12 protein-coding genes are annotated in these 13,513 nt (G+C 65.8%); 7 read left to right on the forward strand and 5 right to left on the reverse strand.

Annotation, left to right across the window (positions count from 1 at the left end):
• Positions 1-987, reverse strand: a complete 987-nt coding sequence (locus tag AvAM_RS24395) for a 2Fe-2S iron-sulfur cluster-binding protein (RefSeq protein WP_137749497.1) — start codon at positions 985-987, stop codon at positions 1-3.
• A gap of 109 nt (positions 988-1,096) precedes the next feature.
• Between AvAM_RS24395 and AvAM_RS24400 the strand changes: the two genes are divergently transcribed.
• Positions 1,097-2,026 (forward strand): LysR family transcriptional regulator, encoded by a 930-nt coding sequence (locus AvAM_RS24400; RefSeq protein ID WP_137749498.1) that lies wholly within the window; start codon positions 1,097-1,099, stop codon positions 2,024-2,026.
• A gap of 175 nt (positions 2,027-2,201) precedes the next feature.
• Here the strand turns inward: AvAM_RS24400 and AvAM_RS24405 are convergent, their stop codons facing one another.
• On the reverse strand, positions 2,202-3,023 hold the full coding sequence (locus AvAM_RS24405; protein WP_137749499.1) for a pyruvate, water dikinase regulatory protein: 822 nt from the start codon (positions 3,021-3,023) through the stop codon (positions 2,202-2,204).
• Positions 3,024-3,287: 264 nt separating this feature from the next.
• Between AvAM_RS24405 and ppsA the strand changes: the two genes are divergently transcribed.
• The 4 genes from ppsA (at position 3,288) to AvAM_RS24425 (ending at position 8,899) form a co-directional block, all read left to right on the forward strand.
• Positions 3,288-5,681 (forward strand): phosphoenolpyruvate synthase, encoded by a 2,394-nt coding sequence (ppsA, locus tag AvAM_RS24410; RefSeq protein WP_137749500.1) that lies wholly within the window; start codon positions 3,288-3,290, stop codon positions 5,679-5,681.
• 78 nt (positions 5,682-5,759) lie between these two features.
• A complete protein-coding gene (locus AvAM_RS24415; protein WP_137749501.1) occupies positions 5,760-6,104 on the forward strand; it encodes a DUF4212 domain-containing protein in 345 nt (114 codons plus the stop codon).
• Positions 6,097-8,196 carry a VC_2705 family sodium/solute symporter gene (locus tag AvAM_RS24420; protein ID WP_137749502.1) on the forward strand — a complete coding sequence of 700 codons (2,100 nt, stop codon included), beginning with the start codon at positions 6,097-6,099 and terminating at the stop codon, positions 8,194-8,196. The genes AvAM_RS24415 and AvAM_RS24420 overlap by 8 nt, the downstream gene beginning before the upstream one ends.
• Before the next feature lie 190 nt (positions 8,197-8,386).
• Positions 8,387-8,899: a hypothetical protein gene (locus AvAM_RS24425; protein WP_137749503.1), complete on the forward strand. Its 513-nt coding sequence runs from the start codon at positions 8,387-8,389 to the stop codon at positions 8,897-8,899.
• 150 nt (positions 8,900-9,049) lie between these two features.
• On the opposite strand, the gene AvAM_RS24430 is transcribed toward AvAM_RS24425, so the two are convergent.
• The 3 genes from AvAM_RS24430 to AvAM_RS24440 form a co-directional block, all read right to left on the reverse strand.
• Entirely contained in the window at positions 9,050-9,409 is a 360-nt protein-coding gene (locus tag AvAM_RS24430; protein ID WP_056061897.1) for an FKBP-type peptidyl-prolyl cis-trans isomerase, read from the reverse strand.
• Positions 9,410-9,518: 109 nt separating this feature from the next.
• Positions 9,519-9,827 carry a helix-turn-helix domain-containing protein gene (locus tag AvAM_RS24435; protein ID WP_063462008.1) on the reverse strand — a complete coding sequence of 103 codons (309 nt, stop codon included), beginning with the start codon at positions 9,825-9,827 and terminating at the stop codon, positions 9,519-9,521.
• Positions 9,828-10,208: 381 nt separating this feature from the next.
• Positions 10,209-11,099 (reverse strand): LysR family transcriptional regulator, encoded by an 891-nt coding sequence (locus AvAM_RS24440; protein WP_137749504.1) that lies wholly within the window; start codon positions 11,097-11,099, stop codon positions 10,209-10,211.
• Positions 11,100-11,218: 119 nt separating this feature from the next.
• Between AvAM_RS24440 and AvAM_RS24445 the strand changes: the two genes are divergently transcribed.
• Both AvAM_RS24445 and AvAM_RS24450 read left to right on the forward strand, forming a co-directional pair.
• Positions 11,219-12,196: a hydroxymethylglutaryl-CoA lyase gene (locus AvAM_RS24445; RefSeq protein WP_171012394.1), complete on the forward strand. Its 978-nt coding sequence runs from the start codon at positions 11,219-11,221 to the stop codon at positions 12,194-12,196.
• Positions 12,197-12,220: 24 nt separating this feature from the next.
• Positions 12,221-13,438, forward strand: a complete 1,218-nt coding sequence (locus AvAM_RS24450) for a CaiB/BaiF CoA-transferase family protein (RefSeq protein ID WP_137749505.1) — start codon at positions 12,221-12,223, stop codon at positions 13,436-13,438.
• Positions 13,439-13,513: the final 75 nt, after the last annotated feature.

Below are 13,513 nucleotides of genomic sequence, written 5' to 3' on the forward strand. Positions count from 1 at the left end.
TCAGTCGCCCTGCAGGTAAAAAGCCTCGGCATGGAGGTGCGCCGCCTCCATGCCTTTGCCCAGTGCCAGCAGCGTGGTGGTCTCCACCATGGGCGGCGATCCGCACAGGTACGCCTGCCAGCCTTGCAGGCTGGCGTGGTCTTGCTCGATGGCCTGGGTCACCAGCCCGCGCCGCTGCGTGGCCGGGTCGGCGCCCGAGGCCACCACCACATGCACCTGCAGCGCCGGGTGCACGCTGCGCAGTTGCTCCAGCCATGCCAGGCCATACAGCTCGCGTGGCGAGCGCAGGCCAAAGTACAGGTGGATGGGGTTGCGCATGCCCGCAGCGACTGCGCCGCGCACCACCGACAGCACCGACGCCAGCCCGGTGCCGCCTGCCACGCACAGCATGGGCCCCGTGTGCTGCTGGCGCAGATAGGCCGCGCCCAGCGGCCCGCTGACCTTGACCTTGTCCCCCACCTTCAGTTGCCCGGCGACGTAGCCGCTGACCCGGCCCTGGGGCATGAGCTGGATATGGAACTCCAGCAACTGTTCGCCCGGCAGGTTCGCCATCGAATACGGGCGCACATGCGTTGGCGTGAACCCGAGCTGCATGTACTGCCCCGGCGAATACGCAATGGGTTTTGCTACTTTGAGCAGCAGGCGCCGGATGTCTGCCGCCAGCGGCTCGATGGCCACCACGGTGGCCTTGGCCACGCGGGCGCGGTGCACCACGGCCTCTTCGGGGGCGGGCACTTCGATGGTGCAAGGCTCGGTCACATAGGTCTGGCAGGCCAGCACGGCGCCGTCCACGCCGTCCAGTGGGCGCTGCTGCTCACGCCCGCCATCCAGTACCTCGCCGGACAGCACCCGGCAGCGGCAGATGCCGCAGCGGCCTGACAGGCACGAATACGACATCGGAACCTGCGCCGCACGCAGGGCGTCGAGCAGGTTCACGCCGGGCTCGGCGCGGATCACGCGGTTATGCGGCTGAACGAGGATGTCCATGGCAGGCTGGATGCAAGGTCATGTGGGCGATTGTGCCCAGAACCGCGCCACCCAATCACTGGCTGCAATACCATCGCCACTTCATATCACCCGAGCTGATGGAGTGGCGATGGAGCTATCGGATATCGACCTGAACCTGCTGGTGCTGTTTCAGCAACTCATGGTCGAGCGGCGCGTATCGAAGGTGGCCGACAACCTGGGGCTGACACAGCCTGCCGTCAGCAATGCGCTGGCCAAGCTGCGGCGTATTTTTGACGACGAGCTGTTCTTGCGCACCTCGGGCGGCATGGTGCCCACGCCTTTTGCCGAGCAACTGAGCGAATCCGTGGGGTATGCGCTGGGCATGATCCACAGTGGGCTGAACCAGCGCACGCAGTTCACGCCCGCCACGCTCAAGCGCACCATCACCATCGGCATGACGGACATTGGCGAAATTGTCTTCCTGCCCGCGCTGCTGGAGCGCCTGGGGCGCGAGGCGCCCGGCGTCACGCTGAACACCGTGCGCAACAACGCCGCCCACCTGCGCGAAGACATGGAGGCTGGCAAAGTGGACCTGGCCATCGGCCTGCTGCCGCAGCTCAAAGCGGGGTTCTTCCAGCGGCGGCTGTTTCGTCAGCGTTATGTGTGCCTGTTCCGCAAGGGCCACGCGCTGGATCGGCCCAAGCTGCTGCTGTCGGATTACAAGGCGGCAGAGCACCTGATGATCGTGTCTGCAGGCACGGGGCACGGGAAGGTGGACGAGTTGATCCAGAAAGCTGGCATCGAGCGCCTGGTTCGGCTGAGCGTGCCGCACTTTGTGAGCGTGGGCCACATCCTCCAAAGCACGGCGCTGGTGGCGACGGTGCCGGAGCGGCTGGCGCTCAAGCTGGTGGAGCCCTTTGGCCTGGTGGTGCGCACGCACCCCGTCAAACTGCCCGACGCGCCCATCAGCGTGTTTTGGCACGCCAAGGTGCACCGCGAGCCCGTCAATCAGTGGCTGCGCGGCATGGTGTTTGAGCTGTTTGGGGGCGATGCCGCCGCTGGCGGTGGGCTGCCGTGATCTGTGGGGCGGGCCAGCGGTGCATGCCTGACTGCGCCGCAGGTCCCGCTAGGGGGTGCTATTCTATTTATAGCTAATTGCGCTTGCCAGTCGCGCGGAGAGGCCGATTTTTATCAATAATCTTTCCACCACTTTGATGGTTTTATGGTGGATGGCATTTTTCACGCAACGCTGATCAATACACCAGCTTCTCCGGCCGGATCTCCTGCAGGATGGTGGTGGCAATCTCTTCAATCGACTTGGTGGTGGTGGACAGCCAGCGGATACCCGCGCGGCGCATCATGGCCTCGGCTTCGGAGACCTCCATGCGGCAGTTCTCCAGGCTGGCATAGCGCGAGTTGGGGCGGCGCTCGGCGCGGATCTCGGCCAGGCGGTCGGGGCTGATGGTCAGTCCAAAGATCTTGCTGCGAAATGGCACCAGCGCCGGGGGCAGCTGGCGGCGTTCGAAGTCTTCGGGGATCAGCGGGTAGTTGGCGGCTTTCAGGCCACATTGCATGGCCAGGTAGAGGCTGGTGGGGGTTTTGCCGCTGCGGCTCACGCCCACCAGAATCACGTCGGCGCCGGCCAGGTCGCGGTTGCTCTGGCCGTCGTCATGCGCAAGGCTGAAGTTAATGGCTTCGATGCGGTCGGTGTATTCCTTGCTGCGGCTTACGTCGCTGAAGCGGCCGATGCGGTGGTTGGACTTGATGCCCAACTCGTCTTCGAGCGGGTGCACAAAGGTGCCGAACATGTCGAGCAGCATGCCCTTGCAGCCTTCCTGGATGACCTTGAGCACTTCCATGTTGACCAGGGTGGTGAAGACGATTGGTTTTTTGCCCTCGACCTCGCCGGTGTGGTTGATCTGCCGCACCGCCTGGTGGGCCTTGTCCACGGTGTCGATGAAGGGCAGGCGCACATGGCGCGGCTTCATCTCGAACTGGGCCAGGATGGCGTTGCCAAAGGTTTCGGCAGTGATGCCGGTGCCGTCAGAGACAAAAAACACGGTGCGCGAATGCATGGAGGCCCTTTTTTTGGATGCGGCTTGCGCCAGCGGGGTGGACACCACAAAGAAGTGGCGATTCCCCGTTTTGCGTCAGTCGCGTGAAAGCGTCAGCCCGTTGCCAGAAGCTCGGGCCTACAATTGTCACAATTATCCAATTCTCACCATGCACCGCGTCGGCCCACAACCACAACGACAAAGCCTCAGGCCGTGCATGGCCGCCTGCCAGGAGCCATCCAGGGCCCGGCACGCAGACCCGGTTTCAACTTCTGGAGCTTTCCCATGTCTGCACTTTTCAGCCCGACCGCCCTGGTCGTACCGTTTGAAAACCTGAGAATGACCGATGTCGAGGCCGTTGGCGGTAAAAACGCCAGCCTCGGCGAGATGATCTCCCAGCTGCCGCAGGGCGTGCGCGTGCCCACGGGCTTTGCCACCACCGCCCACGCGTTCCGCGAATTCCTGGCCTACGACGGCCTGGCCGACAAAATCAGCGCCAAGCTCAAGAGCCTGGACACTGAAGACGTGCGCGCCCTCGCGCAGGTCGGCGCAGAAATCCGCGCCATGGTCGAGGCCCAGCCTTTCCCGGCCGACCTGCAAAAGGCCATTGCCGACGAATTTGCCAAGTTGAGCGCTGGCAACCCTGCTGCCTCGTTTGCCGTGCGTTCGTCCGCCACGGCCGAGGACCTGCCCGACGCATCGTTTGCCGGCCAGCAGGAAACCTTCCTGAACGTGGTGGGCATCGACGAAGTCATGCACAAGATGAAGGAAGTGTTCGCGTCGCTGTACAACGACCGCGCCATCTCCTACCGCGTGCACAAGGGTTTTGAACACGATGTGGTCGCCCTGTCGGCCGGCGTGCAGCGCATGGTGCGCTCCGACCTGGGCGCTGCGGGCGTGATGTTCACCATCGACACCGAATCCGGCTTTGAAGACGTGGTGTTCATCACCAGCAGCTACGGCCTGGGCGAAACCGTGGTGCAGGGCGCCGTGAACCCCGACGAGTTCTATGTGCACAAGCCCATGCTCCAGGCGGGCAAGAAGGCGCTGATCCGCCGCAACCTGGGCAGCAAGCTGATCCAGATGGTGTTCTCCACGCCCGAGGAAAAGGCCGCCAGCGGCAAGCTGGTCAAGACCATTGATGTGCCCACCGAGCAGCGCAACCGCTACTCGCTGACCGATGCCGACGTGGAGCAGCTGGCCCGCTACGCGCTGGTAATTGAGCAGCACTATGGCCGCCCCATGGACATTGAGTGGGGCAAGGACGGCACTGACGGCCAACTCTACATTCTGCAGGCCCGCCCCGAAACCGTGAAGAGCCAGGCCAAGGGCCAGGCCGAGTTGCGCTACAAGCTCAAGGGCCAGGGCACCGTGCTGGCCGAAGGCCGCGCCATTGGCCAGAAGATTGGCACCGGCCCCGTGCGCCTGGTGCACAACATCAGTGAGATGGACAAGGTTCAGCCCGGTGATGTGCTCGTGACCGACATGACCGACCCCAACTGGGAGCCCGTGATGAAGCGCGCCAGCGCCATCGTCACCAACCGGGGCGGCCGCACCTGCCACGCCGCCATCATTGCGCGCGAGCTGGGCATCCCCGCCGTGGTGGGTTGTGGCGATGCCACCGAGCTGCTGAAAGACGGCACGCTGGTCACGGTGAGCTGCTCCGAAGGCGACACGGGCAAGATCTATGACGGCCTGCTCGAAACCGAAGTGACGGAAGTGCAGCGCGGCGAGATGCCCCCCATCAAGACCAAGATCATGATGAACGTGGGCAACCCCCAGCTGGCGTTTGACTTTGCCCAGCTGCCCAATGAGGGCGTGGGCCTGGCGCGCCTGGAGTTCATCATCAACAACAACATTGGTGTGCACCCCAAGGCGATCCTGGACTACCCCCAGATCGATGCCGACCTGAAGAAGGCCGTCGAGTCCGTGGCCCGTGGCCATGCATCGCCCCGTGCGTTCTACGTGGACAAGGTCGCCGAAGGTGTGGCCACCATCGCTGCCGCCTTCTGGCCCAAGCCCGTCATCGTGCGCCTGTCGGACTTCAAGTCCAACGAATACCGCAAGCTCATCGGCGGCAGCCGCTACGAGCCCGAGGAAGAAAACCCGATGCTGGGCTTCCGCGGCGCGGCCCGCTACATCAGCGAAGACTTCGGCGAAGCCTTTGCCATGGAGTGCGAAGCGCTCAAGCGCGTGCGCAACGACATGGGCCTGACCAATGTGCAGGTGATGGTGCCGTTTGTGCGCACGCTCGGCCAGGCTGAGCGCGTGACCAAACTGCTCGCATCGCATGGCCTGCAGCGTGGCAAGGACGACCTCAAGGTCATCATGATGTGTGAGGTGCCCAGCAATGCCATCTTGGCTGAGCGTTTCCTGGAGTTCTTCGACGGCTTCTCCATCGGTTCCAACGACCTGACCCAGCTCACCCTGGGGCTGGACCGCGACTCGGGCCTGGAGCTGCTGGCGCAAGACTTTGACGAACGCGATCCGGCCGTGTTGGCGTTGATCGAGAAGGTCATCAAGGCCTGCCTGGCCCAGGGCAAATACATCGGCATCTGCGGTCAGGGCCCCAGCGACCACCCCGACTTTGCGCAGTGGCTGGCCCAGGAAGGCATCTCGTCGATCTCGCTCAACCCCGACAGCGTGATTGCCACCTGGCAGCAACTGGCTGCGGGCTGACGCAAGGGGCTGCTGTACCGCCATGGGTCACCACATCGCTCGCGCCAAAGTTCGTGATATGTTTGTGATGTGACCGTGATGCGTTCTCAGCAGCCCAGCCCCCACCCGAGCGAGCCGGAGATGGCGGGGCCTTTCCCGCCCGACCTGCACGATGTGCGCCACCTCAAGCTCAAGGCGGGGCTGCTGGTGCTGTGGGCTGTGGTGTCGTTTGGTGCCACCTATTTCGCCCGTGACCTGCAGGTGCTGGTGTTCGGTGGGTGGCCCCTCGGGTACTGGATCGCGGCCCAAGGCGCCGTGCTGGTGTTCATTGGCATTGTGGTGGTCTATGGCTGGGCCATGAACCGTTTCGAGCGGGAGGACCTGGAGGGCCGCGAGGCCCCGCCACCGCCTTCTGCACAAGCCCCCGACCGCCCCCATGGCTGAGCGCAAGCCGGGCCCTGCCGATGGTGACCGCGCCTACCTGTGGCGGCTGCACCGCATTCTGGCGCTGTACGTGGTGGGGGTTCTGGGTTTTCTGGCCCTGATGACCTGGGCCGAGCACCAGGGGCTGTCGCGCCACTGGATCGGCCCGATCTTCCTGTTTCTCACCGTGATGGTGTACGCCGGTATCGGCGTGTATGGCCGCACCACCGATCCCGAGGACTATTACGTGGCCGGGCGGCGCATTCCGCCCATGTACAACGGCATGGCCACGGCGGCCGACTGGATGAGCGCGGCGTCGTTCATCAGCCTGTCGGGCGCGCTTTACCTGCAGGGGTTTTCGGGCACGCCGGGGCAGGCCGGGGGCCTGGCTTACCTGCTGGGCTGGACGGGGGGCTTTTGCCTGGTGGCCATGCTGATTGCGCCACACCTGCGTGCCATGGGCCTCTACACCGTGCCCGACTTTTTTCACGTGCGTTTTGGCGGGCGCTGGCCGCGCGTGATTGCCGCGCTGGCGGCCGTGCTGTGCTCGTTCACCTATGTGGTGGCGCAGATCTACGGTGTGGGGCTGATCGCCTCGCGCCTCACGGGGGTGCAGTTCGAGATCGGCATCATGCTGGGCCTGGGTGGGGTGCTGCTGTGCTCGTTCCTGGGTGGCATGCGGGCCATCACCTGGACGCAGGTGGCGCAGTACGTGGTGCTGCTGCTGGCGTTCATGATCCCGGTGTCGTGGCTGGCGTACAAGCAGCTGGGCAACCCGCTGGCGCCGCTGGTCTATGGGGCGCAGATCGGCAAGATTGCCGACCTGGAGGCTCAGCTTCTGGATTCCCCGGCCGAGCACCAGGTGGTGCAGGCCTACCTGCAGCGCGCCAAGGATTTCGAGGCCCGCCTGCAGAACGTGGAGGCCTCGCTTGAGCATGAGCGCGAGAAGGGGCGCGAGCGCATCCGGGCGCTGCGTGCGCAGAATGCCGACGTGGGCCTGATCGTGGCCGCCAGCCGCGAGCTGGCTGCACTGCCGCGCGACGCCGCCGCCGCGCGCGAGCGGTGGACCCGCGAAATGCGCGAGAACTACGAGCGTGCACGCCCCCTGGGCGGGCTGCCGCCCCACAGCCAGGCCTATGTGGGTGACCCCGACGGCACGCCCGAAGAACAGCGTGACTATGAGCTGACGCGGCGCAACTTTCTGGCGCTCATGTTCTGCCTGATGGTGGGCACGGCGGGCCTGCCACACCTGCTCACCCGGTTCTACACCTCGCCCACGGTGTCGGCGGCGCGGGCGTCGGTGGGCTGGTCGCTGTTTTTTATTGCGCTGCTGTACCTCAGCGCTCCGGCGCTGGCAGTGCTGGTCAAGTTCGAGGTCATGCAGAACTTGGTGGGCAGCAGTTTTGAGGCGCTGCCCACCTGGATGGCCCAATGGTCGCGGGTGGACAGCTCACTTCTGTCGCTGGAAGACGTGAATGGCGACGGCCTGATCCAGTTTGGCGAGATCCGGCTGGGGGCCGACCTCATCATGCTGGCCACGCCCGAGCTGGGCGGGCTGCCCTATGTGGTGTCGGGTCTGGTGGCGGCGGGTGGGCTGGCAGCGGCGCTGTCTACCGCCGACGGCCTGTTGCTCACCATCAGCAATGCACTGGTGCGCGACCTGTACTTCCAGGACGCGCAGCGCAAGGCCTCGCCCGAGCAGCGGGTGATTCTGAGCAAGTTTGCCTTGCTGGCCGTGGCCCTGTCGGCGGCTTTTGTGGCGGCGCTCAAGCCTTCCGAGATCCTGCCCATGGTGTCGGCGTCGTTCTCGCTGGCGGCATCGGCCTTTGTGCCTGCCATGGTGCTGGGCATCTTCTGGCGCGGCACCACGCGGCAGGGCGTGGTGGCGGGCATGCTGGCCGGGCTGGGCATCGCCGTCTATTACATGCTGTCGCATGTGCCCGCCGTGCAGGGCGTGCTGCCCCGCTGGCTGCTGGCGGACGGGCTCTGGTTTGGCATCCAGCCCATCTCGGCCGGTGTGTTTGGCGTGCCCTGCGGGCTGCTGGTCACGGTGGTCCTGAGCTGGGTGACGCGCCCGGCCCCGGCGCAGCCGCCCATCCGCTCGGAAATGTAGGCAGCGCCGCGTGACTGGCATCCGGGGGATGGACCCGGATGGCTCGGTCAGCGCCTGTGTCTGTATTTATGTGTAAACCCCGATTTCCACGGGTATCAAAACATGGGATTCTGGTCTGCAGTGCGCGGTCCTTTGGCCGTTGCGACCGTTTGGCCCCTGCGGCCACCGTTTTTTATTCCCTAGGAGAGGCATGGTTCTTGTCAAAACCCAGGCCGGGCAAGAGGCGCTCAAGGATCGCCGTGGCAGTTTGAGTTCGCGCCAGCGTTCGGCTTTCATTCTTTTTGACGGCAAGCGCAGCATGGGCGAAGTTCTGGCAGCCACGGCCGCCATGGGCATCACGCAGGACGATGTCCAGGCCATGATTGCGCAAGGGCTGCTGGCCCCGCTGTCAGGCCAGCCCATGCCGGTGTTTGCCAAGGCCGCCAGTCCGGCGTCTGCCGATGCCGCAGAGGCCCTGGGCACCGACCTGGGCACCATTGCCTCGCCCATGGAAGGTTCGGGGCGCTCGCCCAAGGAGCGCTACCAGGCTGCTTACCCCATTGCGACGGAGCTGACGGCGGGCCTGGGGCTGCGCGGGTTCCGCCTGAACCTGGCAGTGGAGGGGGCCGGCAGCTTTGACGACCTGGCGGCCCTGGCCCCCAAGATCCGTGAGGCCGTGGGCGACGACAAGTTCGAGCGGCTGGACCACGCGCTGTTCGACTGACTTCTCCCGAGTTGCTGCGTGGCGGCCCCGGGGGCTTGCCCCGCCTCCTGCAAGCCTGCGGGCGCTGACCAGCAGCGATTGCAGCACCCCAACAGCAAAAAGCGGCCCGAAGGCCGCTTTTTGCTGTTGGGGTGCCAGAAGGCGCTGCGATCAGCGGCCGACCTTGAGCAGTTCCACGTCGAACTTGAGCGTGGCGTTCGGGGGGATCACGCCGCCCGCGCCACGGGCGCCGTAGCCCAGGGCGGCGGGGATGATCAGCGTGCGCTGGCCGCCGATCTTCATGCCCTGCACGCCTTCGTCCCAGCCCTTGATGACCATGCCTGCGCCCAGTGCAAATTCGAAGGGATCGTTGCGGTCGCGGCTGGAGTCGAACTTGGCGCCTTGTTCGCCGTTGTTGTACAGCCAGCCGGTGTAGTGCACCGACACGTTCTGGCCCTTGGTGGCCTCGGCGCCTTCGCCCACGGTGGTGTCTTCGTACTGCAGGCCGGATGCGGTGGTGGTCAGTGCCATGGTGAAATTCCTTGATGCTATTAAAAATATAGCTTCTAGCGCTTGCTCATCGCGCGCTAGAAGCTATTTAGAGTGCTATTTTAGCGAATGCCCCGTGCGGGGCGGGGGCTCAGGCTTTCTTGGCGCGGCCGGCGACCCAGCGGGTGGCAAAGGCCTGCACGTCCGACAGGCGCTTGAGCAGGTCGGCGCCCGAGGGGGTGACGGTGTAGCCGTCGCTGCCATGGTCCACAAAACCGGCTTCGCGCAATTCCTTGATGCGGGTGTTGAGCGTGTTGGGGGTGATGCCACCCACGCTGTCCTGCAGCAGGCGGAAGGTCTGGGGGTGGCCGTCCTTCAGGGCCCACAGCACGCGCAGCGCGTAACGGCATTCAAGCCGCTCGAACAGTTGGTTGATGGCGACATTTTCTTTGGAGCTCATGGACGCTTCTCCTCGCGCAAGTATTGGATCTCGATTCGGATCGGGCGGACGGTTTCCGGGCCCGTGATGTGCTGAAACTATAGCGCGGAACCCGTTTTGCTACAAGTTTGGTAGCTCAGAACGTACGTCACATATGCGCTGAGGGGGAAATTTGGGCTATTCCCTGCCAAAATGTTGCGCACCGGCCACGGATCAGGGGGCCGTGAGCGGGTGGCCTTAGGGATCCTCTGCACGAATCGTCGCGCCGTGTGCATCTGCGGGCTCGGGCGGTCTGCCGCGTTGCAAATGCTCGCAATAGCTACGGCTATTGCTGCGTTTTGCGCCTTGCAGTCCATCCCGATCCGCATCGCACACTTGCCGCTCGATTCGTGCAGAGGATCCCTAGCGCGCCAGATACCCCACCAGCAACTGCGCCGCCGGGGGCAGGGCGCTGGCGCTGCGGTAGCAAATCGCAAAGCGCCGCTGGGCCCAGGGGTCGCTCAGAGGCACGATGCGCACGGGGGCGGAATCGGCAAACGGCTGGGCCACCTCGCGTGGCACCACGCTGATGGCCAGATTGGCGCGCACCACCCGCAGGGCGGCGTCAAAGTTGGACACCAGCACCCGGTGGGCCAGCAGTTTTCCCTCGACAGCCGCTGCGCGCGCCAGCAGCACCTGCACCGCACTCAGCGCGGGCATGCTGACGAATTCATGCTCCAGCACGTCGGCAAACCGCACGCTCTGCAGCCGGGCCACGGGGTGCGACTCGTGCGCCACCACGGCCAGGTGGTCGCTGCGGTAGGCGCTGGTCTCCAGGCCGGACAGGTCCGCAGCGTCCCAGCAGATGCCGATGGAGGCGCTGCCGTCGCGCACGCCCAGCACCACCTCGGGGCTCACACGCTCTTCCAGGCTGATCTGGATGTTGCGGTGCGCCGGGTCTTGCAAGAAGGCCGCCACATCGTCGGCCAGCGACTCGGCCATGACCGACGCCGTGACCAGCATGCGCACATGGCCGCGCGTGCCGGTGGCGTAGGCCGCCATGTCGCGCTCGATCTGCCCCACGCTGGCCAGCATGGTGCGGGCGTGCTCCAGCAGCGTCTCGCCCGCCGGGGTGGGCGCCACGCCCCGGCGCTTGCGCAGCAGCAGCGGCGTGCCCACGGTGTCTTCCAGCTGCGCCAGCCGCTTGCTGATGGCCGAGCCCACGATGGACTCCTGCTCGGCCACGCGCGCGATGCTGCGCTGCTCGCACACGGCGGCAAACAGGCGCAGGGTCTGCAAGTCCAGGTCGCGCATGGCAAACCTCCAGGTGGTGTGATGTTCCGTTTGGGAATGTTATAGCTTCCGAGATGTATTTTCTGATTCATTCGGGAATTTTTAGAATCTTGCCCAGACCCACCCCAAAGAGACATCCTGTGCACACCTCCCTGATCCCGTCCGACCTGCAGCCCCCGGTGGTCCGCGCTATCGTCCGCGAAGTGGGCCTGCGCGACGGCCTGCAAAGCATTGCCACCGTGGTGTCCACCGCGCACAAGATCGAATGGATCAACGCCGCCTACGCCGCCGGCCAGCGCGAGATCGAGGTGGGCTCTTTCGTGCCCGCCCGGCTGCTGCCCCAGCTGGCCGACACAGCCGAGGTGCTGGCCCATGCCAAAACGCTGCCCGGCCTGGTGGCCTCGGTGCTGGTGCCCAATTTCAAGGGCGCCGAGCGCGCGCTGGAGTGTGGCGCCGACCTGATGGTGGTGCCCTTGTCTGCCAGCCACGCCCACAGCCTGGCCAACCTGCGCAAGACGCCCGACGATGTGGTGGCCGAGGTGGCGCGCATCCGTGCGCTGCGCGATGCCAGCGGCCGCCGCACATTGATCGAAGGGGGCGTGGGCACGGCCTTTGGCTGCACCCTGCAGGGCGAGGTGGCCGAGAGCGAAGTGCTGCGCCTGATGCAGGCGCTGCTCGACGCAGGTGCCGACCACGTGAGCCTGGCCGACACCGTGGGTTTTGCCGACCCGGCTTCGGTCGCCCGGCTGTTTGAAAAGGCCCGCGCCCTGGTGGGCGAACGCCTGGCCTGTGCGCACTTCCACGACACGCGCGGCATGGGCCTGGCCAATGTCTATGCCGCCTGGCAGGCGGGCATCACCCGCTTCGACGCCTGCCTGGCGGGCATTGGCGGCTGCCCACACGCGCCGGGTGCCAGCGGCAACGTCACCACCGAAGACCTGGTGTTCATGCTGGAGCGCATGGGCGTTGCCACGGGCATCGACGTGACCGCGCTGCTCGCGCTGCGCCAGCGGGTGGCCGGATGGTTGGCGGGCGAGACCCTGCATGGCACGCTGTGGCAGGCCGGGCTGCCGCAGAATGCCGCACCCGCCGCGCTGCGCGAAGCCACAACGGCCTGAACCCCTTTTCGGAACGCACTGAACATGAACGACCACACACCTGCCACCCCTCCGTCCCCCCGCCTGCCGCTCGAAGGCCTGCGCGTGGTGGAGTTCACCCACATGGTCATGGGCCCCACTTGCGGCATGGTGCTGGCCGACCTGGGGGCCGAGGTCATCAAGGTCGAACCCGTGGATGGCGACCGCACGCGCCACCTGCTGGGCGCAGGCGCCGGTTTCTTTCCCATGTTCAATCGCAACAAGAAGAGCATTGCGCTCGACCTGCGCAGCCCCGAGGGCCTGGCGGTGGCACGCAAGCTGGCCGCATCGGCCGACGTGGTGGCGCAGAACTTCAAGCCCGGCGTGATGACGAAATATGGCCTGGACTACGCCGCGCTGAGCCAGGTCAACCCGCGCCTCATCTACGTCAACCACACGGGCTTTTTGCCCGGCCCGTACGAGCACCGCACAGCGCTCGATGAGGTGGTGCAGATGATGGGCGGGCTGGCCTACATGACCGGCCGCCCCGGCGACCCGCTGCGCGCGGGCAGCAGCGTGAACGACATCATGGGCGGCATGTTTGGTGCGATTGGCGCGATGGCGGCGCTGATGCAGCGCGGCATCACCGGGCGCGGGCAGGAGGTGGACTCGGCACTGTTCGAGAACAACGTCTTCCTGGTCGGTCAGCACATGATGCAGTACGCCGTCACCGGCAAACCCGCGGCGCCCATGCCCGACCGCATCTCGTCCTGGGCCGTGTACGACGTGTTCAGCGTGAAGGACGGCGGCCAGATCTTTTTGGCCGCCGTGAGCGATGCGCAGTGGCAGACCTTTTGCGATGCCATGGGCTATGCCGACCTGAAGGCCGACACCAGCCTGGCCACCAACAACGACCGCGTGCGCGCCCGCCCCACGCTGATGCCCGTGCTGCGCGAGCGGCTGGCGCAGCACACGGCCGACGAACTGGCCGCGATCTTCGAGCGCCACGGCCTGCCGTTTGCGCCCATCCGCCGGCCCGAAGAACTGTTTGACGACCCGCACCTGCAAGCCACGGGTGGCCTGGCCGACATCACGCTGCCCGACGGCGAGCGCGCCGGGCAGACCGCGCAGATCACGCTGATGCCGCTGCGCCTGGACGGCCAGCGCCTGGATGTGCGCTGCGACCCGCCCCGCCTGGGCCAGCACACGGCCGAGCTGCTGCAGGGCCTGGGCTACACGGCCGATGAAGTGGCCGCGCTGCAGGCCAGCGGGGCCATTGCCTGATTTTTCCTTGACGACCGGGGGCCCATCACGCGGCACAGACCGCAGGCCCCCCGGATTCCCCACACCCACCACCGG

The organism is Acidovorax sp. NB1, assembly GCF_005405905.1.
Lineage (GTDB): Bacteria > Pseudomonadota > Gammaproteobacteria > Burkholderiales > Burkholderiaceae_C > Acidovorax.

What these genes read in the sequence shown, in the direction of transcription:
- AvAM_RS24450 (WP_137749505.1), top strand. Translation starts at nt 12,221, where the DNA reads ATGAACGACCACACACCTGCCACCCCTCCGTCCCCCCGCCTGCCGCTC.
- AvAM_RS24440 (WP_137749504.1), bottom strand. Translation starts at nt 11,099, where the DNA reads ATGCGCGACCTGGACTTGCAGACCCTGCGCCTGTTTGCCGCCGTGTGC.
- ppsA (WP_137749500.1), top strand. Translation starts at nt 3,288, where the DNA reads ATGTCTGCACTTTTCAGCCCGACCGCCCTGGTCGTACCGTTTGAAAAC.
- AvAM_RS24405 (WP_137749499.1), bottom strand. Translation starts at nt 3,023, where the DNA reads ATGCATTCGCGCACCGTGTTTTTTGTCTCTGACGGCACCGGCATCACT.
- AvAM_RS24425 (WP_137749503.1), top strand. Translation starts at nt 8,387, where the DNA reads ATGGTTCTTGTCAAAACCCAGGCCGGGCAAGAGGCGCTCAAGGATCGC.
- AvAM_RS24430 (WP_056061897.1), bottom strand. Translation starts at nt 9,409, where the DNA reads ATGGCACTGACCACCACCGCATCCGGCCTGCAGTACGAAGACACCACC.
- AvAM_RS24400 (WP_137749498.1), top strand. Translation starts at nt 1,097, where the DNA reads ATGGAGCTATCGGATATCGACCTGAACCTGCTGGTGCTGTTTCAGCAA.
- AvAM_RS24435 (WP_063462008.1), bottom strand. Translation starts at nt 9,827, where the DNA reads ATGAGCTCCAAAGAAAATGTCGCCATCAACCAACTGTTCGAGCGGCTT.
- AvAM_RS24420 (WP_137749502.1), top strand. Translation starts at nt 6,097, where the DNA reads ATGGCTGAGCGCAAGCCGGGCCCTGCCGATGGTGACCGCGCCTACCTG.
- AvAM_RS24395 (WP_137749497.1), bottom strand. Translation starts at nt 987, where the DNA reads ATGGACATCCTCGTTCAGCCGCATAACCGCGTGATCCGCGCCGAGCCC.
- AvAM_RS24415 (WP_137749501.1), top strand. Translation starts at nt 5,760, where the DNA reads ATGCGTTCTCAGCAGCCCAGCCCCCACCCGAGCGAGCCGGAGATGGCG.